Genomic DNA, 24,925 nt, shown 5'->3' on the forward strand with positions numbered 1-24,925 from the left:
CACGGCGCCGAAATAGCTTTCAAGGCTCGAAATGGCAGTCTCTCCCTCGTTAAGACTGCCTGCTCACAGAATCCCTTCTCAGCCCAACTTCAAGTCCCAAAAAGCCATATGCGATTCCCCTGCCCACGAGGGGGAGATCAGATTTCACCGCGGCTTTCGCCAATCGCCAACGTCAAAGCGTGGCGCCGAAGCTGCCAATCTCCCCCCTCGCGGGGGAGATGTCCGGCAGGACAGAGGGGGGCGCGAAGGATCACCACCGATCTCAGCTTGCGCCGCCCCCCATCACAACAACTTGTTCGGTCACACCACATTCACACTCGCGATGGATATGCCGCGCCGGCTTGGCGTATCGTACCCAAAAGCCGAGAACAGGAGCACTGACCATGGCCGGCGACCCGAAGGCGCAGAAGACGGAAGACGACGAGACCCACTCGGCCGGCGAATATCTCGAGGCCTCCACCTTGCCGGACGACCTGCACGAGACGGCGGACGACGAGATCCTCGAAGCGCCGGAGGTGCCGGATTCCGAACCGGCCCTGCCCGGGCCCGCCGCGTCGCGGGTCAAGCCGAAGAAAAAGCCGTCGGCGATCAGCGGCCGGAAATTTCGCAAGCGCGACCTGGTGCGCATCGACGATCTCAGGCCGAGCCTTTCCGACCGCATCCGCGCCGACCATCCCGACCTGCCGCGCGGCGCCCGCATCAGCCGCGAGGAGCTCGCCCGCTACCGCATGCGCTACATGGAAGAACTGCTGCAGCAGGAGCACGGCGAATTCTCCGAGCTCGACCGCCAGGTGGTCGAATCGATCGCCAGGCAAGACACGATCTCGGAGAACTCGGAAGAGGAGTTCGAGGAGCACAGGTCGTTCGCCGATCGCGTCTCCGACAACATGGCCGAGTTCGGCGGCAGCTGGTGGTTCCTGATCTCGTTCGCGGCGGTGCTGCTGATCTGGATCGGCATCAATCTTTTCGAGGGCATGGCGGGCGCCTTCGACCCCTACCCGTTCATCCTGCTCAACCTGATGCTGTCCTGCATCGCCGCCATCCAGGCGCCGGTGATCATGATGAGCCAGAAGCGGCAGGAAGCAAAAGACCGGCTGCGCTCCTTCAACGACTACCGGGTGAACCTCAAGGCCGAGCTCGAAGTTCGCCACCTGCACGAAAAGCTCGACTACCTGATCTCGCGCCAATGGCAGCGGCTGGCCGAAATGCAGCAGATGCAGCTGGACGCCATGCACGAGCTGACCGGGGCGAAGAAGGTGAAGCGGGCGACAAGGGGGGTGCGGCGGCGGGTGGCTAGGAGCGAGGCTGCGGGGTGAGGAGTGTGGCGGCAAATTTGCTCGCGACGCAGAGGCAAGTTTAACTGGGGCGCAGCCTTGGCCGTCACATACGCCCTCGGGAAGCCTAACCGCTCCTGTGGCGTCAAATGCCTTGCCATCCCAATTGCCCGTTGAAGCCTTCGCCTGCTTCCGCTAAGAAGCCGTGGCTGGCCGGTTCACCGGCCGGTTCGTTTTGCCGGGAAGCACCCGTAGCTCAGCTGGATAGAGCGCTGCCCTCCGAAGGCAGAGGTCACAGGTTCGAATCCTGTCGGGTGCGCCAACGGCATGCCCCCTATTGCCTGCGACGCCTCCCCGACGAAGCAAGGTAACCCAGCGCAAGCGTCATAACGGCGACCGCGATCCCGGCGCTGATCACACCTGCCGGTGTTATCCTGGCACTGCCTTGCAAGACAACATGCTTACCCAAACGCAGATCGAAAACCGACTTGATTTCCTCAGGATGTGCGGGGACCGCGGGGGAAGGTTTTTCCTGGACTGACATTTGAGCCTCCGGTTCGAATGTGCCGCCGCCCGCAAATCGGCCGGCGACTAGCGCGCCGACATTTGTGCCGCGGCCGAACGTGCATGCAGTGGCAAGCTTGAGAAACGACAGGCACCAAAATAATATGGCGGTGCCCAGTTTCATCTCCTGCGGCGCCCCATTTGGCAACCTACGATTTCCTCGATCACTGCGCCAAGCTCACAGCCGCCTCCCACGCCTGAAGGCAGAATGTCGTAGCGCTGCGGCCGACATAAGATGGGAATATGACGGTCGGTCCCTACCCATCACCCCCCCCGCAGCCACCCCACAATCGCCTCGAACTCAACCGCCCGCGTCGTGTCCACCTCGAACACCAGCCCCCTCCTCAGCGGCTCGGCGCGTTTGATGATCGACCAGATGGCGGCATAGCTGGCGCGGCCCGGCGTGCGGTTGAACGCGCGCCGCCTCAGAGATAGGTGGAGGCCAGGCCACCGTCGATCGGCAGGTTGACGCCATTGATCCAGCGCGCCGCGTCCGAGCACAGGAAGACGACAGCCGGGGCGATCTCGTCTGCAAAGGCAGGGCGCTTCATTCTGCCGCTGTCAGCCTCGACCCGATCCTGACCAAGCATGGTGATGAAGTCGCCGAGGATTGGCGTAAAGACCGGGCCGGGCGCAACGGAATTCATGCGGATGTCACGCGAGAGGAAGAGCTGCTGCGCCCGCATGAACGTCCAGACGATCAGCGCTTCCTTGAAATATTGATAGCAGGTGTCCTGCGAAACCGGGTTCGCAGCCAACCAATCATGACCGGATTGGAAGGTCGCGGTCGTTGCCAGGTCCTTGTGCCGGGCGAGGCGTTCCGGCCATGCGGCGCCCAATATCGAGGCGAAGTTGACGACTGCCGCGCCCGGCGAAAGCCTGCCGACCACTGTCTCGGTCAGGTGACGCAGGCCGAGATAGTTGACGCGGGCGACCGTATCCCTGTCAGAGGTGCCCGGCACGCCTGCCGCGTTGACCAGCCCATCGAATTGCGCGGGCAAGGACAAAACGGCCTCGTCGATCGCTTCCGGCTTCGAGAGATCGGCCTTCACGAAGCCATCGAGGGTAACCGTGGGATCATTGCGGTCGATGCCGATTACCCTGGCGCCATGGAAGCGGGCGAGACGGGCGACCTCGGCTCCGATCCCCGAAGACGCGCCCGTGATGACCAGAAGCTTGCTGGAGAGATTCATGGTTCGATCTTTCGTGGATTGGTCAAAATGGATAGGGCGTTGCTTGTTCCTTGACGGAAATCCACATCCACTGCGTGAATTCCTCCCAGATCGCCGGCCCTGAGACGCGGCTGCCATTGCCCGAGCGCCGCCGGCCGCCGAAAGGTGCGTGTGGCCCGGCGTTGACGGTCTGATCGTTGATGTGCAGATGGCCGACCTCCAGTCTTTCGCCAACGGACCGGGCGCGGTCGACGGAAGCCGAAATGACGCCGGCGGCGAGGCCATATTCGGAGCTGTTGACGAGAGCGATCGCCGCCTCTTCGTCGCGGAACGGGGCAATGCAGGCGACGGGCCCGAAGATCTCTTCCTCGAACGCACGCATGCCTCGCTCAATGCCGAACAGAACCGTTGCCGGATAGAAGCGGCCGCTTGCCTTGCCTCCGGCGAGCAGCTTTGCGCCCTTGGCGACGGCATCGTCGACGATGCCCTGGATTCTGTCGACCTGGGCATCGGAAATGATGGGGCCAAGCGCCACCTGATCGGTCGAGGGATCGCCAGCAACCAGGTGTCCGGCTCTGGCGGCAAGGCGCGAAGCAATCGCATCGGCATGCTTCTCGTCGACAAGGATGAGACCGGTCGACATGCAGATCTGGCCCTGATGCAGGAAGCAGCCCCAGGCGGCATTCGACGCCGCGACGTCCGGATCGGCATCATCGAGAATGATGAGGGCGTTCTTGCCGCCGAGCTCGAGCTGAACCTTCTTCAGATGCTTGCCGGCCAGTTCGCCGACCCGGCTCCCGGCCGCCGCCGACCCCGTGAACGAGACCATCGCGACGTTCGCATCCGTGCAGAGGGCCTCGCCGGCGTCAATTCCGCCGGGGACGACATGGAGGACACCTGCGGGCAGGCCCGCTTCCTCGAACAGGCGTGCAATGATGATGCCACCGGAAATCGGCGTGCGCGGATCCGGTTTGTGGACGACGGCGTTGCCTGTCGCCAAAGCGGCGGCAATCGCGCGGACAGAGAGGACAAGTGGAAAATTGAACGGCGAGATAATTCCGACCACGCCGTGCGGCACCCGCCGCGCATGGTTCTGGCGTCCGGCATCCATGGTGGGAAGGGCGATGCCATTCGGCTCGACAGCGGCAGCCGCGGCGTGGCGGATGAAGGCCGCCCCGTGATCGATCTCGATTTGCGCCTTCGCCCGGATGGAGCCGGATTCGCGCATTATCCAGCCGACCAGCTCTTCGCCATTGGCTTCCAGGATATCGGCCGCCTTGTTCAATATGGCCGCGCGCTCGGAGGGAAGTTTCGCCGCCCAGGCCGGCTGCGCCAGATAGGCGCCAACCGCGGCTTGCCCGATGTCTGCCGCGCCGCCGACGCCCACCGAGGCCACCAACATGGCGGTCGCGGGATTGCGCACCTCGGCGACGCCGGCAGCCGTCTCACGCCAGCCACCCAGAAATGCCTTGCCGGTCCAGCGTGCCTCGTCGATGAAGCTCCTGCTTTGGATGTTCACTCGTTGATCCTCCCTTGCAAACATTCGCAATTGCTCTGCTGCGCGCGCGGGGCATCTGGTCCTGCCGCTGCCGGCGCCCGCAGCACGTGAATCTTGCCGGAGGCTGTTCGCGGCAACGCCTCAAGCGCACAGAATGTCTTTGGTACTTTGCTTGGTGCAGTGGCTAACGAGCGCGGCGGCATCGAGGATGCAGCCAGAGCTACATAACCAAGGCGGGGCCGACTCCATCCCATTACACCGCGACCTCGGCACTGCGGCTCCTCCCTTGCCATCATTCGCTATGTCAAATAGCGTTATTGCTATGTCGCATAGCATAGTATTGCTATCTGTCATAGTTTTTTTTGAGATTCCGGAAAGCCAAGCGGCGCAGAGCGGCGCGCTCCACACATTGGTTGGTTGCGATCCGCGCCGGGCATCATCTTCGCTGTCCCCGACAGCATTGTCGTGCCGAGGCGCCGGGTCCCGGCCGACGAGCGCAAGACCGCGAGGACCAACCACGACGAGGTCGTCAGGCTGATCGGATTAGGCGAAAACGCCTCTAGCGAACAACGCCCCGGCAGGCCCAGGCGACATTGGCGAACGAGCGCGGGCCATCGGGCCGGCCGGCCTGGTAGGCATCGCGGACGGCGGCTTCGGTGCGCGTCCGCTCGGCGGCGTCGAGCGTGGACATGTATTTGCCGAGCGGCCCCTCGCCGGCGCCGATCGGCGCCCAGTAGTCGTCGAAATCCGCATAGTCCATGCGGATCATCAGCTCGGTCTCGGTGACGTCGGCCAGACCCTGCTGGACGAAGGTGCGCTTCATCTCGCCCGGCTGCATCATCGGCTGGAAGCAATAGCGGCTGCGCATCTGGCGGCCGCTTTCGCTGAGCGCGGCAACCGTGTCGATCATCATGCGCATGCCGGGCATGCCGCCGAGATGGTCCCACACAACCGCTGCGATCACGCCGCCGGGCCGCGTCACGCGGCGCATCTCGGCCACCGCCTTGCCGGCCTCCGGCACGAAATGCAGCAAGAGCAGCGCCAGCGCGCGGTCGAACGCGTCGTCCGCGAAGGGCAGCGCGGTGGCGTCGGCTTGGCTGAAGGTGATGCGCGGATCGGTGTTGCGTGCCTTGGCCGCCTCGATGAAAACGGGCGAGAAGTCGATGGCCTGGATTTCGGCGAGGCCGGCGGATTTCGCCAGCTCGAAGGTCAGGCTGCCGGTGCCGCAGCCGACGTCGAGGATTTTTTCGCCGCCGGCCAGTCCGGCGAAGTCGATGAATTTGGGCGCCAGCCTGCGGCTCCAGCGACCCATCAGCTGCTCGTAGCCGGATGCCTGGTGCACGGTGAAGCTCGACGTCATCTCGCTCTCCCTTCGCTGGCCTCAGGCTAGTCCACGACGGGATCGATGCCAAGCGGTGGCAAGTCGACCTCGTCGTTCGAGCGGCCGGACGATTCAGACTTTCGAGAACAATGCCTGCACTGTCTCGACCGGCATCAGCATCACTCGCTCGCCCAGCGGAGACGGAATGAAGCCGTGCCGCTGATAGAAGCCGACGGCGTCATCGTCTATCGCATGCGCCACCACGGCGCGAACCCCGGCGATCTCCGACACGGCCAGGCAGCGACGCAGCGCATCGGCAAGCAGGTCCCCGCCAAGCCCAAGTCCCTGGAATGCCTGATCGACCGCCAGGCGGCCGATCAGCAGCAGCGGGACCTGCTCGGGCATACCCCGCCGCAGCTTCGCGCTTGGCAGCGCGATCCGTTCTTCCATCGCCGTCGAGATCGCATAGTAGCCGATGACGCGATTATTCATGTTCGCGTCACAGACCACATAGGTCCGGGCGGACAGGCCCTCGCCGGCAAGAGCGCGATTGCGCAACCAGTCATCGAGGGTGGGATGCCTGCCGTTACGAAACGCGGACACATCGTGGCCGACGGTCAGCCGTTCCGGAGGGCTGACCCGCAACCCCGGCCCTCCGCCAGCAGGCATCAGCGCTCCCAGGCGGGCTTGCGCGTCATGCGCGCGCGAAGTTCCTCGGTCGGTTTGTCGGGGGCGTCGAGCAGATCGAGCAATTTCTGATGCGCCTCGGCATCGAGAAAGAAGGCGCGCTGGTCGAGAATGGTTTCTTCAGCTTGCCTGCGGGCGCTGTCCAGCATGAACTCCGACAGTTTCTGCCCGCGCAAACCCGCGGCGCGGCTGAGAATGGCCTTCGTCCCCGCCGAAGCGCGGATCTGGATCACATCGTCCTTTCGCGCCGCATCGCGATCGCGGCCGGCATGACTGGACTGCGGCATCGAAATCCTCCTGCGTCAGGATCAGATATTTAGAAATTGTCATGACAATGTCAATACAGGCCCGCAGGATCTCACCCTGCCGCGTCCCGGACCCCGAGCCTGCCCACGCTCTCCCGCTCCACCAGCGGGCATTCCAGCTTGGTGATGGGATAGCGGCCGCGGCCCGGCGTGGGCGGCGCTTCCAGCTGCTCGATCGCCCATTGGCCCATCGCCATATGCGGCAGGATCGATGTCGTCAGCGGCGGAAACAGATGGCGGGCGATCTCCTCGTCGTCATAGCCGACGACGGAAATATCCTCAGGGATATGCAGGCCGGCCTCCTTCAGCGCCTCGTAGCAGCCAATCGCGGTGCGGTCGTTCTGGCAGAAGATGGCGGTCGGGCGCTCCTTCAGGGCGAGCAATTTGACGGTCGCGGCATAGCCGGCGCTGGCCGACCAGTCGCCCTCGACCACCAGCTCCGGATCGAAGGGGATGTCGGCGGTAGCGAGGGCGCGGCGATAGCCTTTCAGCCTATCTTGAGCCGCCTGCATCCAGGGCTCGCCGGTGATGGTGGCGATGCGGCGGTGGCCATGGCCGATGAGATGCCGCGTCGCGCTCTGGCCGCCGGCGATCTCGGAGGGCACGACGGCAGGGAAGGCATAGTCGGCGGTGTAGCAGTTGAGCAGGATGACCGGGATATCGAGGCTGTAGAGGAATTCGGGCGCCGCGATCTCGCGGGTGAAGATGGTCATGTAGATCAGCGCCGAGATGCCGCGCCTGGTCAGCGCTGAAATAGCGCGCGGCTCCATGACGGCATCGCCCATGGTCTGCGCGACAAGCAGCACGTTGCCGGCATTCCAGGAGGCCTGGCGCGCGCCCTCGATGGCGACCACCGCCTCGGGGCTGGTGGCGAGCTGGTCGACGGCGAAGCCGATGACGCCGTCCAGCCCCTCGAATGGCGTCACCGGCGGCCGCAGGGCGGAAAACACCGGCGGCGAGTAGCCCAGCGACCGCGCCGCTTCGATCACCCGGTCGCGGGTCTGCTGCGAGAGCCTGATGCCGGGCGAATTGTTGAGCACGAACGACACCGTCGCCTGCGAGCAGCCGGCGGCCCTGGCGATATCGGTCATGGTGACGCGGCCCTTGGGCCTGGCGGCGCGTCGCCTGGACGCCTCCGGGGGATCGCGCAATTCCGTCGGTTCGCTCATGGTCGTTTTCCCAAACCCGGCCAGTTGTTAAGCAAAGGCCGGCAGCAACGGCAAGATGGCTTTCGTGGAAGCGCATTTATCGAAATGCAGCTTGATTATAACTATTACCAAACGCGACGCATTCCGCGCCGGCCGCGCCGCACGCCGACGAAACGACCGGACAAGGTCAGCAAAGCTGACGATTTCCCGTAGAATTTCCGCGCGATGGCCCGCTTTGCCGCTGGCGCTCTTCTTCCTCCCTTGCGCTCCGCTTTGGCTGCCAGATCTCCCGTCCGGCTGTATCGGCCATCCTCAATAACTAATACTATTTACTAATAGCCGTAAGCGTTCTACTGTCAACTCGTCGTTACCGGATCCGGGCTTCCGGCTGGTGGCGTCAAGGCGTGCGATGCGGTGCGCCATCGGACCGGCAAGCCGCCGGAAGAGGGTCGCCGCACACTCACGAAAATGTCAGACAAATCGGACTATTTACGAACTGCGAATGAGTGTCTAGTGTCTCGGTCGCGGCTGGATTGGCGCCATTTCTAGGTTGCCGGATCTGGGGCCAAACCCTTGAGGAGAGGGGTGCCCGCGCCGCAAGCGACACATTCTGTCTGTGTTTCAAAAGGGAGGTTGAACATGAAATCTGTGATCCGAACTGCGTCCATCGCCGCCGCGGCCCTGGCGCTCGGCCTGTCGGCGAGCGCGATCGCGCGCGCCGACGACAAGCCGACGCTGGCCTTCGTCGTCAACGGCGCATCCGACTTCTGGAAGGCGGCGGAAGCCGGCGTGAAGAAGGCGCAAGGCGAGCTGCCGGACTACAATCTGGAGCTGAAATATCCGGAGCAGTCGTCCGTCGCCATCCAGCAGCGGCTGATGGATGACCTGGTGACGGCCGGCGTCAAGGGCATCATGGTCTCCGCCGTCGACCCCAAGACCTCGACCGACGGGCTGAACAAGATCGCGTCCCAGACGGCGCTGTTCACCACCGATTCGGACGCCCCGCAGACCAAGCGCGTCGCCTATATCGGCTCGTCCAACGTCGATGCCGGCAAGCAGGCGGCCGAGATCGCCAAGAAGGCGATGCCGGACGGCGGCAAGTGCCTCGGCTTCGTCGGCCTGCTCGGCGCCGACAACGCCAAGGAACGCATCCAGGGCATGAAGGACGGGCTCGCCGGCACCAAGATCGAACTGGTGGACGTGCGCGGCGACGACATCGACCAGGCACGCGCCAAGAAGAACGTCGAGGACGCGCTGGTCGCCAGCCCCGACATCACCTGCATGGTCGGCTTCTATTCCTACAACACGCCGCGCATCTATGAGGCGCTGCGCGACGCCGGCAAGCTCGGCCAGATCACCGTCGTCGGCTTCGATGACGATCCGATCACGCTGGGTGGCGTCAAGGAAGGCACCGTTGCCGCCACCGTGGTGCAGCAGCCGTTCGAGTGGGCCTATCAGGGCATGAAGCTGATGGCCGCCTATCTCAAGGGCGACAAGTCGGGCATCCCGGAGGGCGGCCTGATCATCGTGCCGACCAAGATCATCGGCAAGGACGATGTCGACGCCTACGCCGCGAACCTCAAGGCGATGGCCGGCAAGTAGGACGACGCCCGTTTCGCCGGCTCAGGGACCTGCCTTGAGCCGGCGATCATATTGACGGGCCCGCGAAGGCCCGTCAGTCTGAGGCCAAACGCCCACCGGCTGCTGTCAGGCGTGATGAATTATTCCGACGTATCCATTGCTCAATCCGCGATCGCTCCGTTCCTGAGCCTGGACGGCGTGCGCAAGACCTATCCCGGCGTAGTGGCGCTGGACGGCTTTTCCATGGAGGTGCGGCCGGGCGAGGTGATCGGCCTGGTCGGCGAAAACGGCGCCGGCAAATCGACGCTGATGAAGATCCTCGGCGGCGTGACGCGGCCGGATACCGGCACCATCACCGTCGATGGCGTCGCGCATGATGGGCTCACCGTCGAGGCCAGCATCGGTTCCGGCATTGCCTTCGTGCACCAGGAACTCAACCTGTTCGAGAACCTCGACGTCGCCGCCAACATCTTCTTCGGCCGCGAGCCGCTGAAGGCTGGGCCGCTGAAGCTCGTCGACCGCTCGAAGCTGCGCGAGATGGTGGCGCCGCTGCTGAAGCGCGTCGGCGCCAATTTCTCAGCCGACGCGCCGGTCGCCTCGCTGTCGCTCGCCCAGCAGCAGATGGTCGAGATCGCCAAGGCGCTGTCGATCAAGGCGCGGCTTGTGATCCTCGACGAGCCGACCTCCAGCCTGCCGATCGCCGAGACCGAGAAGCTGCTCGACGTCATCAAGGCGCTGAAGGCGGAAGCCATCAGCGTCATCTTCATCTCGCATCGGCTGCACGAGGTCGAACGCGTCGCCGACCGCGTCGTCGTGCTGCGCGACGGCATGCTCGCCGGCACGCTGCCGAAAAACCAGATCAATCACGACCAGATGGTCAAGCTGATGATTGGCCGCATGCTGAAGGAACGCGAGCGGGTCTCGGATTCCGCGCATGCGCCGGGCGGCACGGCGCTCTCGGCCAGGGCCGTGCGCACCAGCGCCTATCCGGAACGCCCGGTCGATCTGGACGTCCGCCACGGCGAAATCCTCGGTTTTGCCGGGTTGGTCGGTTCCGGCCGCACCGAGCTGGCGCGGGTGCTGTTCGGCATCGACGAGCGCTTCGGCGGCAGCGTGACGCTGGATGGCAAGACGCTGAAGCTCGGGTCCGCCGCCGACGCTGTCGCGAGCGGCATCTTCCTGGTGCCGGAGGACCGCAAGCTGACCGGCATCCTGCTCGACCTCTCGATCGCCGAGAACATCTCGCTGCCCAACCTGCCGGCGCATGCGAAGCATCAGCTGGTGTCGACCAGCGCCGAGATCGCCACCGCCGAGAAGCAGAAGAGCAATCTCGGCATCAAGGCGCCGTCGGTCGCGACCCGCACCGGCACGCTGTCGGGCGGCAACCAGCAGAAGGTGGTGCTGGCCAAATGGCTGGCGATGAACCCCAAGGTGATGATCCTCGACGAGCCGACGCGCGGCATCGACATCGGCGCCAAGGCCGAGATCTACGGGCTGATGCGGGCGCTGGCCGATGCCGGCGTCGCGGTGCTGATGATCTCCAGCGATATGGAAGAAGTGATCGGGGTGTCGGACCGCATCGCGGTCATGCATGAGGGGCAGATATCCGGCATCCTCGAGAAGGACGACTTCAGCCAGGAGAACGTGCTTCGGCTGGCGGTGGGCAAGAAGCCGCTGCCGGCCCAGGCGGTGGGAGGAGCGCAATGAGCAAGAAAGATCTCGGCCTGCTGGTGCTGATCCTGGTGGTCGGCGCGGTGGTGACGGCCATCAACCCGCGCTTCCTGTTGCCGATCAATCTTGCCAACACCTCCAACCTGATCGGCCTGTTCGGCATCCTGTCGATCGGCCAGGCCTTCGTCATCATCACCGGCGGCATCGAGCTCTCGGTCGGCTCGGTGGTCGCGCTGCTCGGCACGCTGTTCATCGACTTCATCGCCGTGCGCGAGCTGGACTGGCCGCTGGCCTTCGTGCTGATCATCGCGCTCGGCGCCATCATCGGCCTGGTGCATGGCTGGCTGATCACGCGGCTGAAGCTGCAGCCCTTCGTGGTGACGCTGTGCGGCTTGCTCATCTACCGCGGCGTGGCGCGCTTCTACACCGCCGACGGCACGGCGGGCTTCGCCTTCGGCCAGAATTTCCCGGACCTCGAATTCCTCACCGCCGGACGAAGCTACGGCGTGCCGAACAGCTTCATCGCGCTGATCATCATCGCCATCGTCATGTGGGTGGTGCTGCACCGCTCGGTATTCGGGCGCTATCTCTACGCCATCGGCAAGAACGAGGAAGCGGCGAAATATTCGGGCATTCGCACGGGCCGCATCGTCATGGCGGCCTACGTCATCTGCGGCGTGCTGACGGCGCTGTCGGCGATCTACTTCGCCATGTACACGCGCTCGATCTCGCCGGCGAGCCACGGCCAGTTCTACGAACTCTATGCCATTGCCGCGGCCGTGCTCGGCGGCTTCTCGCTGCGCGGCGGCGAAGGCTCGCTGATCGGCGTCATCCTCGGCACGGTGCTGCTGCAGGAGCTGCAGAACCTGGTCAACCTGCTCGGCATCCCGTCCTCGCTGAACTTCGCCGTGATGGGCGGGGTGATCCTGATCGGCGTGCTCGTCGACCAGCAATGGGGCGTGTTCCGGGCGCGGCGGCAGATGATCGACGCGACGCGCAGGAACGTCGCCGGCGCACCGGCGGAGTAGCTTCCTTCGTTCGAGTTCGGCAGGCAGCGGGCAGTTTCAACTTCGCGTGCTGCCACCCTTTTTCGGACGTTGGCGCTGCCCCTCACCTGCCTGCCGGCATCCTCTCCCCGTATAGTGACGGGGAGAGGGGCGCTCTCTTCGATGATTTCGCCAATTTCGAATGTTGCTAGAAAGGCGCCGAGGCTGCGGTCAGCCCTTTCTCCCCGTCACTATACGGGGAGAAATGCCCGGCAGGGCAATGAGGGGGCGGCGCCGACATCAACAAGTCTCGGCTCAACCTCTCACATGCAAGCCGGGATCACCTGAATCAATTCGCCTCAGATCATGCTGGACAAATCCGAAAACGCCATCGCCTTGCGCAGCACCTCGGCGAAGCGCTCGCCGGCGATGTCCTTGGCGCCGCTGTTGTCGATCGAGGTGACGTCCGGTCCGGAGAGCGCGATGCTGGCGCTGCGCGCCAGGCGCGCCAGGACCTCGCCACGCGATTCGCGGCCGCGGGCTGCCAGCCGCTCGGCGAGGATTTCCGGCGTCGCGGTGATCTCGACCACCGCCAGATTGGCGTAACGCTCGCGCAGCGCCGGAATAACAGACCGCGAGACGTTGGCGACGGCGACATGACCGTTGGCGACCGCCCAGTCGACATCGGCGGGCAGGCCGTAGCGCAAGCCGTGGGCGTCCCAGCACAAGGCGAAGGCGCCGTCGGCCTCGGCCTCGGCGAAGGCGGCATCGGCCAGCGTATCGTGGTCCTCGCTCGCCGCGTCGCTCGGGCGGGTGATGACGCGGCGCACGAATTCGAGCCGCGTCTCGTCGGCGAAGCGGCCCTTTGCATAGCCGATCACCGTGTCCTTGCCGGCGCCGCTCGGACCGACCACGGCGACGAAGACGCCGTTGCGGATCGGGAATCTCTCGGCCGACAATTCGCGTTCGAGCAGGGCCGAGACCATCATGCGACCCGGCGCCCCTGGCGCCAGACGGTGCGCACGACCGGCACATGGTCGTCGACGCGCACGCGCACCAGATCGGCGCGCCGGCCCTCCTCGATCACGCCGCGGTCACTGAGACCGACCGCCTCGGCCGGGTTCCTTGACACCATCGCCACCGCCTGCGGCAGGGAAATGCCCTCGACCATATCGCCAAGGAAGAATGCCGACTGGATCAGGCTGAAGGGAATGTAGTCGGACGACAAGATGTCGAGCAGGCCCTCGCCGGCCAACGTGCGGGCCGAGACGTTGCCGGAATGCGAGGCGCCGCGCATGACGTTGGGCGCACCCATCAGCACACCGAGGCCGGCCGCCTTGGAGGCCCGCGCCGCTTCCTCCGTGGTCGGGAACTCGGCGACGCGCACGCCCTGCTCGATCGCTTCCTCGACATGGCCGGCGGTGGCGTCGTCATGGCTGGCCAGCACAATGCCGCGTTCGTGGCAGGAGGCGGAAATGAAGATGCGGTTCGGACCGGAATTCATCGCCGATTCCGCCATGCGCTTCTCGCAGAATTTCTGGAAGTCGCGATCGGAGAGCTTCAGCTTGCGCTGGTAGTAATAGGCATAGGTTTCGAGATTGACGAACTGGCGCTGTCCCGGAGCATGGTCCATCAGCGACGCCAGCTTCACCCGCTCGTCGGTCTCGAAATTGGCGAAAGCCTTCAGGCAGTCCGGCGCCGAGACCTCGCAGCGCAGATGGATGAAATGGTCGGCCCTGAGCCGCTCCTGCGCGACGCTGTCCTCAATGGCGTCGGCCAGCTTGCGGATGTCGGCTGAAGTGAGGTCGGCGTCCTCGTCCATGCCGACGCGCAAGGCATCGAGCACGGTGGTGATGCCGGCGGTCGCCACCTGCGCGTCATGGGCAAGCACGGCGGCAATCGGGTTCCAGCGCACCTTAGGGCGCGGCGCGTAGTGGCCTTCGAGATGGTCGGTGTGCAGTTCCACCAGGCCGGGGATGATGTAGTCGCCGCCCATGTCCTCGCCGGCGCGGGCAGCGCCCGGGTCGATGGCTGCGATCAAGCCGTCACGCAGCACCAGCGAGCCCTCGACGATCTCGTCGGCAAGCACGATGCGGGCATTGGTGAGAACGGTCTCGGCGGTCATTTCAAATCGTCCTTGGTAATCAGGCAGTTTGGTCTCAAGCAGTTTGGTCTCAGGCAGTTTTCCGGGCCGGGCGGCGTCCTAGCGCGTGGTGGGACAGCACCATGAACGGGGCGCCCGGTTCGGTTTCGACGAACAGCGTCAGCGCATCGACCGGCACCGGCCGCAGCAGCACTTCCGTGAACAGGCTGTCGATTGCTGCGCGCAGACGAGGGCTTTCCTGTGACGCGACACGGCCGGACAGCGTCATATGAAAGCGGAAGGTCTCGAAGACGTAAGGGTAGCCCCATTGGCAGAGGTTGCGGAACTCGTCCGGCTTCAGCGAATCTGGGCTGCGGCGCTCGATCTCGGCCTCGGTCAGCGGCGCGCGGAAGCGGTCGAAGGCGAGCACCACATCGCCGGCGAAGCGGTTGAGCGCCGGCACCGGCGCTTGCGGCACCAGCGCGAAGAAACCGTCGATCTGGCCGACGATCAGGCGCGGGATGGTAACCGGCTGGGCCGCCTCGGCGAAGCTGTCGAGCGCCGCGCGCAGCGTGGCTTCGGTCTCGTTCTCAGCCAACCTGAAGGGCGCCTTCAGCGTCGCGTGAAAGCCGTAGCGGCGGGCCGAGGCGGTGTGGAAGGCTACTTCGGCCGCCGACAGCTCACCCACGGCCTCGACCGGCCGGGTGGCGGCGCCGAACGGGTCGCGTCCCAGCCAATTGGCGGCGATCCGCGCCAGCGGCTCGTCCTGGCTTGGGGTGAAATAGATGGCGTAGCGCATAAGAAGTCCTCGTCAGACCCGTTGCCATAGGTGATTTCCATGACGGATTGACGAAGCTTACGATGGTTTTCGGTGGCAAATCGGCCAGGCAGGTCCTTAGCCGACGATTCTTCCGTGCTGGACCAATGGCTTCAGCGCAATGCAGGAGGCTCAGGCCTTCATCAGCCATTCGTGCTCGGGCGCGTTGTGGAACTTCCAGGTGCGCTTCGGCCCGGCCATGACGTTGAGATAGTAGAGATCGTAGCCGTGGCAGGCGGCGCATGGGTGGTAGCCCTTCGGCACCAGCACCACGTCGCCGTCCTCGATCGCCATCGCCTCGTCCAGCTCGCGCTCGCCATTCCTGCCGGCGTCGGTATAGACGCGCTGGAAGGCAAAGCCTTGCGGCGGGTTGAGACGGTGGTAGTAGGTTTCCTCGAGATAGGACTCCGCGGGGGGATTGTCCCGGTCGTGCTTGTGCGGCGGATAGCTGGAGGTGTGACCGCCCGGCGTGATGACCTCGACCACCAGCAACGAGTCGGCCGGCTTGCCTTCGGGCAGAATGTTGGTGACGTAGCGCGTATTGGTGCCCTTGCCGCGCACCTCCTGGCCGAGATCCCGCGGAGCGATGACGCGGGCCGGCAGGCCGCCACCCAGGCCGGGCGCCGAACAGACGGCGAGTTCCAGCTCGGTATCGGCGGTCACTGACCAGTTGGACCCCTCGGGCACATAGACCGACCAGGGCTTGCCCTCGAACGGCGACATGCGCTCGCCGAGCAGGCCGAGATCCGTGCCGGCGGCGGACGCCTTGCCCTTGCCGGTGACGAAGACCAGGCAGACCTCGCGGTCGGCCGTTTCACCCGAAGCCGTCTCGCCCGCTTTCAGCCGATGAAGATCGAAGCCGACATAGGTCCAGCCGGCGCTTTGCGGCGTGACGTGGGCGACGCGGCCGTGGCCCTTGTCGGCCTTGACGAGCAGTTTGGACATTTTTGTCTCCTCGATCATTCCTTCGGTTCGGCCGGAGGCTTGGCCTCTTCGGCCGGCTTGTAGAGATAGAAGAACTGCCAGACGGCATAGCCGGCGAAGCCGAGCGCGATGACGCCCCAGAAAGGCGTGCCGGAAGCGAACTCCATCACCGACCAGGCCAGGCAGACAGCCACCACGGCGATGCGCCGCCACAGCGGCCGGAAGAAGGGATGCTCATAGTCTTTCATCGCGCGCCAATCCCGGATTTAGCCAAAGTGCATCAGATAGACCGTGCGCCCTGACTAATCCACCGTTCAGGCCGGAAAACCCTGCGTCTCCACCGTGTAGCCGGCGGCGCTCATCACCCGCATCAGCTCCTTGTAACCGACCTGGGCCATCCTGAGCGGAGGGTTGGGCTTCGGATCCTGCTCGGCCTCGACGACGAACCAGCCTTCATAGCCATGGTCGGCGAACCGCTGCACAATGGCGCCGAAATCCAACGACCCGTCGCCAGGCACGGTGAAGGCGCCGAGCGCCACGGCATCGAGGAAGGACTGCCTGGTGCGGTCGAGTCTGTCGATCACGCCCATGCGCACGTCCTTCACATGGACGTGGTTGATGCGCTTGTGGTGGTTGTCGATGGCGCGCAGCACGTCGCCGCCGGCGAAGGCGAGATGGCCGGCGTCGAGCAGCAGCGGAATGCCTTCGCCGGAGTGGCGCATGAAGGCGTCAAGCTCCGGCTCGGTCTCGACGACCGCCGCCATGTGGTGGTGGTAGGACAGCGGCATGCCCTGCTCGGCGCACCATTCGCCGAATTCGGTCAGGCGCCTGCCATAGGCCTTCATTTCGTCGCCGGAGAGCTTCGGCTTGGTGGCGAGCGGCTTCGAACGGTCACCCTGGATGGAGCGGCCGACCTCGCCATAGACGATGCAGGGCGCGTTGACCGCCTTGAACAGGTCGATCATCGGCTGGATGCGGTCCTTGTTCCTGGCCATCTCCTCTTCGACCAGCGTGCCTGAGAACCAGCCGCCGCAGAGCGTGACGTCGGCTGCCTTCAGGATCGGCAGCATCACTTTGGGATCGTCGGGAAAGCGGCGGCCCTTTTCCATGCCGGTGAAGCCGGCCGAGCGCGACTGGCGCAGACACTCCTCCAGCGACACGTCATCGCTCAGTTCCACCAGATCGTCGTTCCACCACGCGATGGGGGACATGCCCAGTTTGGCTTTCAAGTCGTCACTCCAATGTCAGTTCGTTGCGAGGCGGAAGCGGGCTCAGCCCTGCCGGCTGCCGACGGCTTCCTCATATTTCTTGCGCGCGACGTTGACTTCGCGTCGCGCGGAGACTTCCGGCACGGCGACGTCCCACCAGTGGCCGCCGGCCTCGGTCGACACCAGCGGATCGGTGTCGATGACCAGCACGGTGGTCTTGCTGTTGGCCTTGGCCCTGGCGAGCGCCGTCTCCAGCTCGGCGATCGAGGCCACCTTCTCGGCCGTCGCGCCGAGGCTTGCCGCATGGGCGGCGAAGTCGACATCGGGCATCACCTCGTGGCGGGAGTCCTTCAGGAGATTGTTGAAGTTGGCGCCGCCGGTCGCCATCTGCAGCCGGTTGATGCAGCCATAGCCACGGTTGTCGAGCAGCACGATGGTGAGTTTCAGCCCCAGCATCACCGATGTGGCGATCTCGGAATTGAGCATCAGGTAGGAGCCGTCGCCGACCATGACGACGACCTCCTGATCGGGCTTCGCCATCTTGACCCCGAGACCCCCGGCGATCTCGTAACCCATGGTCGAGAAGCCGTATTCGGCATGATAGGAGCCAGGCGCGCCGGCCTGCCAGAGCTTGTGCAATTCGCCGGGCAGACCGCCGGCGGCATGCAGCAAGGTGACGCCCGAGCCCATGGCGCGCTGCACGGCGCCGATCACCTGCGCGTCGGATGGATAGGCGGCATTGGTCGAGGCCGTGACCTTGGCGGCGGCAGCCTGCCACTCCGTCTTGCCCTTTAGCGCATTGTCGGTCCAGGCGGACGGCCCCTTCCAGCCCTTCAAGGCAGCGGACAGTTCCGCCAGCCCTTCGGCCGCGTCGGCGACCAGCGGCAGCGCCCAGTGCTTGCCGGCATCGAAACCTTGGGTGTTCAGCCCGATGATGGTGCGGCCGGCATTCTTGAACAGCGCCCATGAGCCGGTGGTGAAATCCTGCAGCCTGGTGCCGACGGCAAGCACGACATCGGCCTCCTCGGCCAGCCGGTTGGCGGCGGACGTGCCGGTGACGCCGACCGCAGCCATGTTGAGCGGATGGTCATCGGGGAGCGAAGACTTGCCGCCCTGCGTCTCGCAGACGGGAATGCCGGCGCCCTGCACAAGCTTGGCCAGTTCGCCCGAAGCCTGCGAATAGAGGACGCCGCCGCCGGCGATCACTAGCGGCCTTTTGGCGCCCTTCAGCGCCGCGACGGCGGCCGCCAGTTCGTTGCGGTCGGGACGAACCCGGCGCGGCATCCAGAGGCGCTCGGCAAACAGGCTTTCGGGATAATCATAAGCCTCGGCCTGCACGTCCTGGCAGAGCGACAGCGTGACCGGGCCGCATTCTGCCGGATCGGTCAGCACCTGCATGGCGCGGTTGAGCGCCGGGATGACCTGCTCCGGCCGCGTGATGCGGTCGAAATATCGCGACACGGCGCGAAAGCAGTCGTTGACGCTCGCGGTGCCGTCGGAAAAATCCTCGGCCTGCTGCAGCACCGGATCGGGCAAGCGGTTGGCGAACACATCGCCCGGCAAAAACAGGACAGGCAACCGGTTTACGTGTGCCAGGGCTGCCGCCGTCACCATGTTGAGCGCGCCCGGTCCGATCGAGCTGGTCGCCGCCATGAAGCGGCGGCGGAAATTGGCCTTGGCATAGGCAATTGCCGCATGCGCCATCGCCTGCTCATTATGGGCGCGGAAGGTCGGCAATTCGTCGCGCACCTGGTAGAGCGCCTCGCCGATGCCGGCGACATTGCCATGGCCGAAGATCGCCCAGACGCCGCCGAAGATCGGCACTCGTCTGCCGTCGATCTCAGTCATCTGGCGCGACAGGAAGCGGGTCACAGCCTGCGCCATGGTCAGGCGTACGGTCTTCGTCATGTCGTCTCCTCCGGCTTCCGTCTGTTATGCCGCCTTGCGGCCGCGCGCGGCAAGCCATGCCTCGGTCAGTTGCTCGAAGCGCGACGCCATGTCGGCGACCGCCTCTTCATCCGACATCCTGCCGGCCAGCCATTGTTCGGCGGCGTTGATGAAGATGGTGCGACCGACGGCGAAGCCCTTGACGATCGGCGCGTTGCTCGTTGCGGCAAAGGCCGCTTCCAGCTCGTCCTGTGGCGCCTCCAGCCCGAGCAGCACGACGCCGCGGCACCATGGGTCGTTCTTGACGATCACCGCCTCGATCTTGGCCCAGGCGCTGGCCGAGGCCTGCGGCTCGAGCTTCCACCAGTCGGGCTTGATGCCCAGCGCATAGAGTTCCTCCAGCGCGCGCGGGATGGTGGTGTCGTCGAGCTTGCCGTGCTTGCCGGCGATGATCTCGACGAGAAGCTCCCTGCCCACTTTCCGCGCGGCTTCGAACAGGCTGCGCAGCTTCTGCTGCTGCTCCAGCTTCAGCGCCTCGGGGTCGTCCGGATGATAGAAGCACAGGCATTTGATGCAGTGCTCGACCGGCCAGTCGATCAGCTGCGAGCCGATGTCCTGCGAGAATTCGAAGCGCAGCGGCCGCGAGCCCGGCAGTTCGACCGGGCGGCCAAGCCAGGCGAAGGGATGGCGGGCGAATTCGAACATGGCGTCGCGGCCATATTTCTCGTCGAGCAGCATGCCGTAACCGGCGCGGCCGGCGGCGACCCTGGCCGCCGCCTTGACGGTCAGCACCTTGAAATCCTCGATGCGGGCGGCGTCCGCACCGGTCTTGGCGGCGACGTCCTCGAGCTGGACGCGGTGGTCGCAGGCGAGCGCCATCAGCGAGGGGATGTCGCGCCGGCGCGTCGTCGCCCAATGGATGTGGTTGATCGCCTCGTCCTTGCGCAGCGCAAGGTGCTTGCTGCCGTGCTTGAGGAAATACTGCAATTCCTCGAAGGTCGGATATTCCGGCGCGCAGAGCAGGCGCGAGACGGCGAAGGCGCCGCAGGCATTGGCCCAGGTCGCCGCCGTGGCGAAGCTCTCGCCGCCGAGCCAGCCGCGCAGGAAGCCCGACATGAAGGCATCGCCGGCGCCAAGCACATTGTAGACCTCGATCGGAAAGCCCTTGCCGACAACACCGTCCTCGAGGTCGTCGCTGATCGGCCCGTCGTAGACGATGCAGCCCATGGCGCCGCGCTTGAGCACGATGGTGGCGGAGGACAGCGAGCGGATGGTCTTCAGCGCGCTCAGGCAATCATCGGCGCCCGAGGCGATCATGATCTCCTCTTCGGTGCCGACGATGAGGTCGCAATCGGGCAACACCGTCTTCAGCTGCGCCGAGACGCGGTCGGATTTGACATAGCGCTCGAAGCCCTCGGCATGGCCGGCAAGGCCCCAGAGGTTCGGGCGGTAGTCGATGTCGAAGACCACCTTGCCGCCCTTGGCCTTCATGATGCTGATCGCCTTGCGCTGCGCGGCGTCGCTGTTGGGGCGGGAGAAATGCGTGCCGGTGACGACGACCGCGCGGGCCGAGGCAATGAACGCCTCGTCGATGTCCTCCTCGGCCAGCGCCATGTCGGCGCAGTCGGAGCGGTAAAAAATCATCGGCGAGACGCCTTCGTCCTCGACGGAGAGCAGCACCAGCGCGGTCAGCCGCTCCTTGTCGGTCTTCAGGCCATCGACCGAGACGCCCTCGCGCTTCAGCTGCTCGCGGATGAACCGACCCATCTGCTCGTCGCCGACGCGGGTGAGCAGCGCCGAACGCAGGCCAAGCCTTGCCGTGCCGACGGAGATGTTGGCCGGGCAGCCGCCTACCGATTTGGCGAAGGAGGTGATGTCCTCCAGCCGCGAGCCGATCTGCTGGCCATAGAGATCGACCGAAGCGCGGCCGATGGTGATGACGTCGAGCGGTTTCGCTTCCACGGCTTCGCCCATTCGAACCTCCCATCGGCCTTATTGTGTTGAGCAACCCCATTTTGGGGTACACGCGCGAGCGGCGGCGTGATGCCGGGATTATGAAATAATAATTCCAATCTGTAGTCAAGATGGAATGAGCATTCCCTAGCCGAAAAAGACTGCAGGCCGAGCCGTTCAGCCCTTGCGCTTGCGGCCCGTGTCGCGCCGCTTCTCGCCGACTGCGACGGTCAGCGCCATGGCCAGCGCCATCGTCGCCGACAGTGAGCGGAAGCCGGCGAAATCGGCCTCGGCGACCTCGAACCAGACCTTGGCGAACTGGGCGAGCGGCGAGAACGAGGAGTCGGTGATGGCGACGATTGGCACGCCCTGCTCGGAGATGGCGCGCGTTTCCTCGATGGTCGCCGGCGCATAGGGCGAAAACGAGATGGCGATGACGGCATCCCTCGGCGTGGCAAAGCCGACCATCTCGGCATTGAGGCCGGCGGCCGACTCTATCAGCTGGTTACGGATCTTGAGCTTGCCCAGCGCGTAGGCGATGTAGGAGGCGACCGGATAGGAGCGGCGCTTGGCCAGCACATAGATGGTCTCGGCCTTGGCCAGCAGAGCGATCGCCTCCTCGAAATGCGGCTCGTTCAGCGTGCGCGAAATGTCGCTCAGCGAGGTGCTGGCGGCGGCGACGAAACCGTCGAAGATCGCCCGGTGGCCGGCGCCTTCCTCGGCCTTGGCACGGAGCGCGGCCAGACGCTCGTCATACGAGGAATTGCGCTCGCGCAGTCGCTCGCGGAACACAAGCTGCAGGCTGGTGAAGCCGTCGAAGCCGAGCTGCTGGGCAAAGCGGATCAGGGTCGAGGGCTGGACGCCGGCCGAGGCGGCGATGCTGGCGGCGGTGCCGAAAGCGATGTCGTCGGGATTGTCCAGCGCATAGGCGGCGATCTGCGCGATGCGCTTGGGCAGGCTGTGGCGCCGCTCCAGGATCGTCGCGCGCAGCGTCTCGAAATCGCGGGGAACCCGTTCGTCCATCGTCGCTCCGCCCACGGCCATAATGGTAGTCCCCCTCTCCTGCCTCATCATAGCGGCTTCGCGCAAGAACACCATAAAAAATGATTTGGACGTTCCATTCCGAGCGGAAATGGATTAATTCATCCACACGCTACAGTTCCCCTTCAATGGAGACATCCAAATGGTCGGAGTGGGCCTCATCGGCACGGGTTTCATGGGCAAGTGCCACGCCATTGCCTGGAGCGCGGTCGGCACCGTCTTCCCCGATGTAGCCAAGCCCAGGCTGGTGCATCTCGGCGAGGTCAATGACGAGCTTGCCAGGCGCAAGGCGGGTGAGTTCGGCTTCGCCAGGGGTTCCGGCGACTGGCGCGCCGTGGTCAACGATCCGGAGGTCGAGATCGTCTCGCTGACCACGCCCAACCAGTTCCATCCGGAAATGGCCATCGCCATCCTCGATGCCGGCAAGCATCTCTGGTGCGAGAAGCCGATGGCGCCGGGCTTCGCGGAAGCCGAGGCGATGGCGAAGGCGGCGAAGAAATCCGGCAAGGTGGCGGCGCTCGGCTACAATTACATCCAGAACCCGGCCATCCGCCATATCGGCGCGCTGCTCGAGGAGAAGATCATCGGCGAGGTCAACCATCTGCGCATCGAGATGGACGAGGACTTCATGGCCGACCCGGAGGCGGCGTTCTTCTGGAAGCACGAGGCGGCGTCGGGCTATGGCGCGCTCGACGATTTCGCCGTGCATCCGCTGTCGCTTATCAAGGTGCTGTTCGGCCGCGTCGGCCGCGTCATGTGCGACATGGCCAAGCCCTATGCCGACCGCAAGGTTGCATCCGGGGGACGCCGCGCGGTCGAGACCTACGACATCGCCAGCGTGCTGATGCATCTGGAGAACGGCATTGCCGGCACGCTGCTGGTCAATCGCTCGGCCTGGGGCCGCAAGGGCCGCATCGCCATCCAGATCTTCGGTTCGAAAGGCTCGATCCTCTACGACCAGGAACGGTTCAACGAGTTCCAGCTCTACCTCACGGCCGATCGACCGACCGAGCAGGGCTACCGCACCATCCTGGTGGCGCCGCATCACAAGCCTTACGACGCCTTCGTGCCGGCGCCCGGCCACGGCCTCGGCTTCAACGACCTCAAGATCATCGAATGCCACGAGCTCATGCTGCGGCTTGCCGGCAAGCCGGCAAGGATCATCGATTTCGACGAGGGGCTGGAGATCGAGCGCACCGTGCATGCGATGGCGCGCTCGTTCCAGGAACAGCGCTGGGTGGACGTAAGGTAACAGCCGCTTCCAACGCAAGGCCGGCAAAGCGTCAGGTGGCGGCAGCCGATGCGTTGATCTCCCAGCCGTCCACCCAGACCTGCCGCAGCCGGTCGCCTTCGCCCTTGAACCATAGGCCCGCCAGCCGGCAGTCCTCGATGCGGTCGCTGCGGAAATTGCGGATAGCCTGGCGAAGCTCGCACCAGGCGACGATGTTGGCGGTTTCGGCGTAGTAGATGAGCGCGACCGGGCGGATGAGGCGCTTTGTGTCGCGGCCCGCCTCGTCGCGATAGGAAAGGTCGAGCTTCTCCTCGTCGCGGATGGCGCGGCGCACCAAGGCGAGATCGACCGCCGAGGCCGAGGGTGCGGCAAAACCCCAGGCATGCAGGGCATTGGCGTCGAGCGCCTGGCGCAAGGGCGGCGGCACCGCACCGGCGATCTTGGCGCCGACGCGTTTTGCGGCCTGCTTGAGCTCGTCGTCGCCGGTGCGCTCGAGCAGCGCCAACGACAGCACGATCGCCTCCATCTCCTCGATCGAGAACATCAGCGGCGGCAGGTCGAAGCCCGGACGCAGGACGTAGCCGATGCCGCGCCCGCCCTCGATCGGCACGCGCATCGCCTGCAGTGCCGCGATGTCGCGATAGATCGAGCGCACCGTCACTTCCAGCTGTTCGGCAATCATGGCCGCCGTCACCGGCTGCCTGGCCAGCCGCAGGATCTGGATGATCTCGAACAGGCGCGACGCCTTGCGCATTTCCTCAACGGCTCCGAACGCAACTGACACATCCCCGTCAGTTGGGATGATCTATAGGACGGCCTATCCGCTTGAAAATCAACACATTGCTCTGCGGCGTTTCGGGTGAGGCAACAGACTACTGACATGGACTACGCGCAAAATCTCTGGCTCTTCTTCATCCTGCTGTTCGGCATCATCGTCGTGCCCGGCATGGACATGCTGTTCGTGCTGGCCAATGCGCTGACGGGCGGCAGCAACAGAGGTCTCGCCGCGACTGGGGGCATCATGCTGGGCGGCATAGTGCACACGCTGAACGGCGCGATCGGCGTCGGCCTGCTCATGCATTTCGTACCGATCCTGTTCACGCCGCTGCTGATCGCCGGCGCCGCCTACATGGCCTATATCGGCATCACGCTGATGCGCAGCTCCATCACCATCGGCCAGGACGGGCCTTCCAGCAGCCGTTCCGCCTGGAAGGCGTTTCGCCAGGGGCTGATGACCTGCCTGATCAACCCGAAGGCCTACCTCTTCATCCTCGCCGTCTATCCGCAGTTCCTGAAGCCGGATTACGGCCCGATCTGGATGCAGGCGACCGTCATGGGGCTGATGACGATCGCCACGCAGGCCGCCATCTATGGCGGGCTCGCGGTTACCGCCGGCAGCAGCCGCGAGCTGCTGGTCGCCAATCCGCGGGCGACCGTCCTTGCCGGTCGGGCGGCGGGGCTGCTGCTGTTCGCGGTCTCGGTGTTCACCGCCTGGGAAGGTCTGGGGGCGGCGTGAGCCTCAAGGGCCCGCGCCGAGTTCCTTCCAGCACCCGTCTCGGCGCTGCGCGCCGATC

At 65.1% G+C, this 24,925-nt stretch carries 23 protein-coding genes and 1 tRNA gene; 7 read left to right on the forward strand and 17 right to left on the reverse strand.

The window, feature by feature from the left end; genetic code table 11:
- Positions 1-383 precede the first annotated feature (383 nt).
- Positions 384-1,316 carry a DUF1003 domain-containing protein gene (locus tag EN846_RS24680; protein WP_127394247.1) on the forward strand — a complete coding sequence of 311 codons (933 nt, stop codon included), beginning with the start codon at positions 384-386 and terminating at the stop codon, positions 1,314-1,316.
- Positions 1,317-1,519: 203 nt separating this feature from the next.
- Positions 1,520-1,596: transfer RNA gene (locus EN846_RS24685), tRNA-Arg, on the forward strand.
- Positions 1,597-1,608: 12 nt separating this feature from the next.
- Here the strand turns inward: EN846_RS24685 and EN846_RS35945 are convergent.
- The 7 genes from EN846_RS35945 to EN846_RS24720 all read right to left on the reverse strand — a co-directional run bounded on the left by EN846_RS35945 (position 1,609) and on the right by EN846_RS24720 (position 7,990).
- A complete protein-coding gene (locus tag EN846_RS35945; RefSeq protein ID WP_245478277.1) occupies positions 1,609-1,962 on the reverse strand; it encodes a hypothetical protein in 354 nt (117 codons plus the stop codon).
- A gap of 301 nt (positions 1,963-2,263) precedes the next feature.
- Positions 2,264-3,031: a coniferyl-alcohol dehydrogenase gene (locus EN846_RS24695; protein ID WP_127393244.1), complete on the reverse strand. Its 768-nt coding sequence runs from the start codon at positions 3,029-3,031 to the stop codon at positions 2,264-2,266.
- Between the two features lie 22 nt (positions 3,032-3,053).
- Positions 3,054-4,529, reverse strand: coding sequence for a benzaldehyde dehydrogenase (locus EN846_RS24700; RefSeq protein WP_210214008.1), 1,476 nt, complete (start codon positions 4,527-4,529; stop codon positions 3,054-3,056).
- Positions 4,530-5,067: 538 nt separating this feature from the next.
- Complete coding sequence (locus tag EN846_RS24705; RefSeq protein ID WP_127282642.1) at positions 5,068-5,868, reverse strand: class I SAM-dependent methyltransferase; 801 nt, start codon at positions 5,866-5,868, stop codon at positions 5,068-5,070.
- Between the two features lie 93 nt (positions 5,869-5,961).
- Entirely contained in the window at positions 5,962-6,498 is a 537-nt protein-coding gene (locus EN846_RS24710; protein ID WP_127282643.1) for a GNAT family N-acetyltransferase, read from the reverse strand.
- Positions 6,498-6,803, reverse strand: a complete 306-nt coding sequence (locus EN846_RS24715) for a DUF1778 domain-containing protein (protein WP_127282644.1) — start codon at positions 6,801-6,803, stop codon at positions 6,498-6,500. The genes EN846_RS24710 and EN846_RS24715 overlap by 1 nt, the downstream gene beginning before the upstream one ends.
- A 71-nt stretch (positions 6,804-6,874) precedes the next feature.
- Positions 6,875-7,990 (reverse strand): LacI family DNA-binding transcriptional regulator, encoded by a 1,116-nt coding sequence (locus EN846_RS24720; RefSeq protein WP_189379716.1) that lies wholly within the window; start codon positions 7,988-7,990, stop codon positions 6,875-6,877.
- A gap of 618 nt (positions 7,991-8,608) precedes the next feature.
- Here EN846_RS24720 and EN846_RS24725 point away from each other — a divergent pair.
- The 3 genes from EN846_RS24725 to EN846_RS24735 all read left to right on the forward strand — a co-directional run bounded on the left by EN846_RS24725 (position 8,609) and on the right by EN846_RS24735 (position 12,249).
- Positions 8,609-9,571: a sugar-binding protein gene (locus tag EN846_RS24725; RefSeq protein ID WP_127286973.1), complete on the forward strand. Its 963-nt coding sequence runs from the start codon at positions 8,609-8,611 to the stop codon at positions 9,569-9,571.
- Positions 9,572-9,685: 114 nt separating this feature from the next.
- Positions 9,686-11,257: a sugar ABC transporter ATP-binding protein gene (locus EN846_RS24730; protein WP_127286974.1), complete on the forward strand. Its 1,572-nt coding sequence runs from the start codon at positions 9,686-9,688 to the stop codon at positions 11,255-11,257.
- Complete coding sequence (locus EN846_RS24735; protein ID WP_127286975.1) at positions 11,254-12,249, forward strand: ABC transporter permease; 996 nt, start codon at positions 11,254-11,256, stop codon at positions 12,247-12,249. The genes EN846_RS24730 and EN846_RS24735 overlap by 4 nt, the downstream gene beginning before the upstream one ends.
- A 317-nt stretch (positions 12,250-12,566) precedes the next feature.
- Here EN846_RS24735 and phnN read toward each other — a convergent pair whose 3' ends face one another.
- From phnN to EN846_RS24780, 9 genes are all read right to left on the reverse strand, one after another.
- Positions 12,567-13,196 (reverse strand): phosphonate metabolism protein/1,5-bisphosphokinase (PRPP-forming) PhnN, encoded by a 630-nt coding sequence (gene phnN, locus EN846_RS24740; RefSeq protein WP_189379514.1) that lies wholly within the window; start codon positions 13,194-13,196, stop codon positions 12,567-12,569.
- Complete coding sequence (locus EN846_RS24745) at positions 13,193-14,332, reverse strand: alpha-D-ribose 1-methylphosphonate 5-triphosphate diphosphatase (protein WP_127391611.1); 1,140 nt, start codon at positions 14,330-14,332, stop codon at positions 13,193-13,195. The genes phnN and EN846_RS24745 overlap by 4 nt, the downstream gene beginning before the upstream one ends.
- Positions 14,333-14,381: 49 nt before the next feature.
- Positions 14,382-15,089: a DUF1045 domain-containing protein gene (locus tag EN846_RS24750; RefSeq protein ID WP_127391610.1), complete on the reverse strand. Its 708-nt coding sequence runs from the start codon at positions 15,087-15,089 to the stop codon at positions 14,382-14,384.
- 150 nt (positions 15,090-15,239) lie between these two features.
- A complete protein-coding gene (gene iolB / locus EN846_RS24755) occupies positions 15,240-16,052 on the reverse strand; it encodes a 5-deoxy-glucuronate isomerase (protein ID WP_127391609.1) in 813 nt (270 codons plus the stop codon).
- A gap of 14 nt (positions 16,053-16,066) precedes the next feature.
- Positions 16,067-16,279 carry a DUF3329 domain-containing protein gene (locus EN846_RS24760; protein WP_127391608.1) on the reverse strand — a complete coding sequence of 71 codons (213 nt, stop codon included), beginning with the start codon at positions 16,277-16,279 and terminating at the stop codon, positions 16,067-16,069.
- Positions 16,280-16,345: 66 nt separating this feature from the next.
- Positions 16,346-17,260 (reverse strand): myo-inosose-2 dehydratase, encoded by a 915-nt coding sequence (iolE, locus tag EN846_RS24765; protein WP_127391607.1) that lies wholly within the window; start codon positions 17,258-17,260, stop codon positions 16,346-16,348.
- A 42-nt stretch (positions 17,261-17,302) separates the two neighbouring features.
- On the reverse strand, positions 17,303-19,147 hold the full coding sequence (iolD, locus tag EN846_RS24770) for a 3D-(3,5/4)-trihydroxycyclohexane-1,2-dione acylhydrolase (decyclizing) (protein ID WP_127391606.1): 1,845 nt from the start codon (positions 19,145-19,147) through the stop codon (positions 17,303-17,305).
- 24 nt (positions 19,148-19,171) lie between these two features.
- Positions 19,172-21,100: a 5-dehydro-2-deoxygluconokinase gene (gene iolC / locus EN846_RS24775; RefSeq protein WP_127391605.1), complete on the reverse strand. Its 1,929-nt coding sequence runs from the start codon at positions 21,098-21,100 to the stop codon at positions 19,172-19,174.
- Between the two features lie 156 nt (positions 21,101-21,256).
- Positions 21,257-22,102 carry a MurR/RpiR family transcriptional regulator gene (locus EN846_RS24780; RefSeq protein WP_187331344.1) on the reverse strand — a complete coding sequence of 282 codons (846 nt, stop codon included), beginning with the start codon at positions 22,100-22,102 and terminating at the stop codon, positions 21,257-21,259.
- A gap of 160 nt (positions 22,103-22,262) precedes the next feature.
- Here EN846_RS24780 and EN846_RS24785 point away from each other — a divergent pair, with 160 nt between their 5' ends.
- Positions 22,263-23,372: a Gfo/Idh/MocA family oxidoreductase gene (locus tag EN846_RS24785; protein WP_127391604.1), complete on the forward strand. Its 1,110-nt coding sequence runs from the start codon at positions 22,263-22,265 to the stop codon at positions 23,370-23,372.
- Between the two features lie 31 nt (positions 23,373-23,403).
- On the opposite strand, the gene EN846_RS24790 is transcribed toward EN846_RS24785, so the two are convergent.
- On the reverse strand, positions 23,404-24,105 hold the full coding sequence (locus tag EN846_RS24790; protein WP_127391603.1) for a YafY family protein: 702 nt from the start codon (positions 24,103-24,105) through the stop codon (positions 23,404-23,406).
- A gap of 126 nt (positions 24,106-24,231) precedes the next feature.
- Here EN846_RS24790 and EN846_RS24795 point away from each other — a divergent pair, with 126 nt between their 5' ends.
- A complete protein-coding gene (locus EN846_RS24795; RefSeq protein WP_127310442.1) occupies positions 24,232-24,867 on the forward strand; it encodes a LysE family translocator in 636 nt (211 codons plus the stop codon).
- The last annotated feature ends 58 nt before the right edge of the window (positions 24,868-24,925 follow it).

Origin of the sequence: Mesorhizobium sp. M4B.F.Ca.ET.203.01.1.1 (assembly GCF_004791025.1) — a bacterium.
Classification (GTDB): Bacteria; Pseudomonadota; Alphaproteobacteria; order Rhizobiales; family Rhizobiaceae; genus Mesorhizobium; species Mesorhizobium abyssinicae.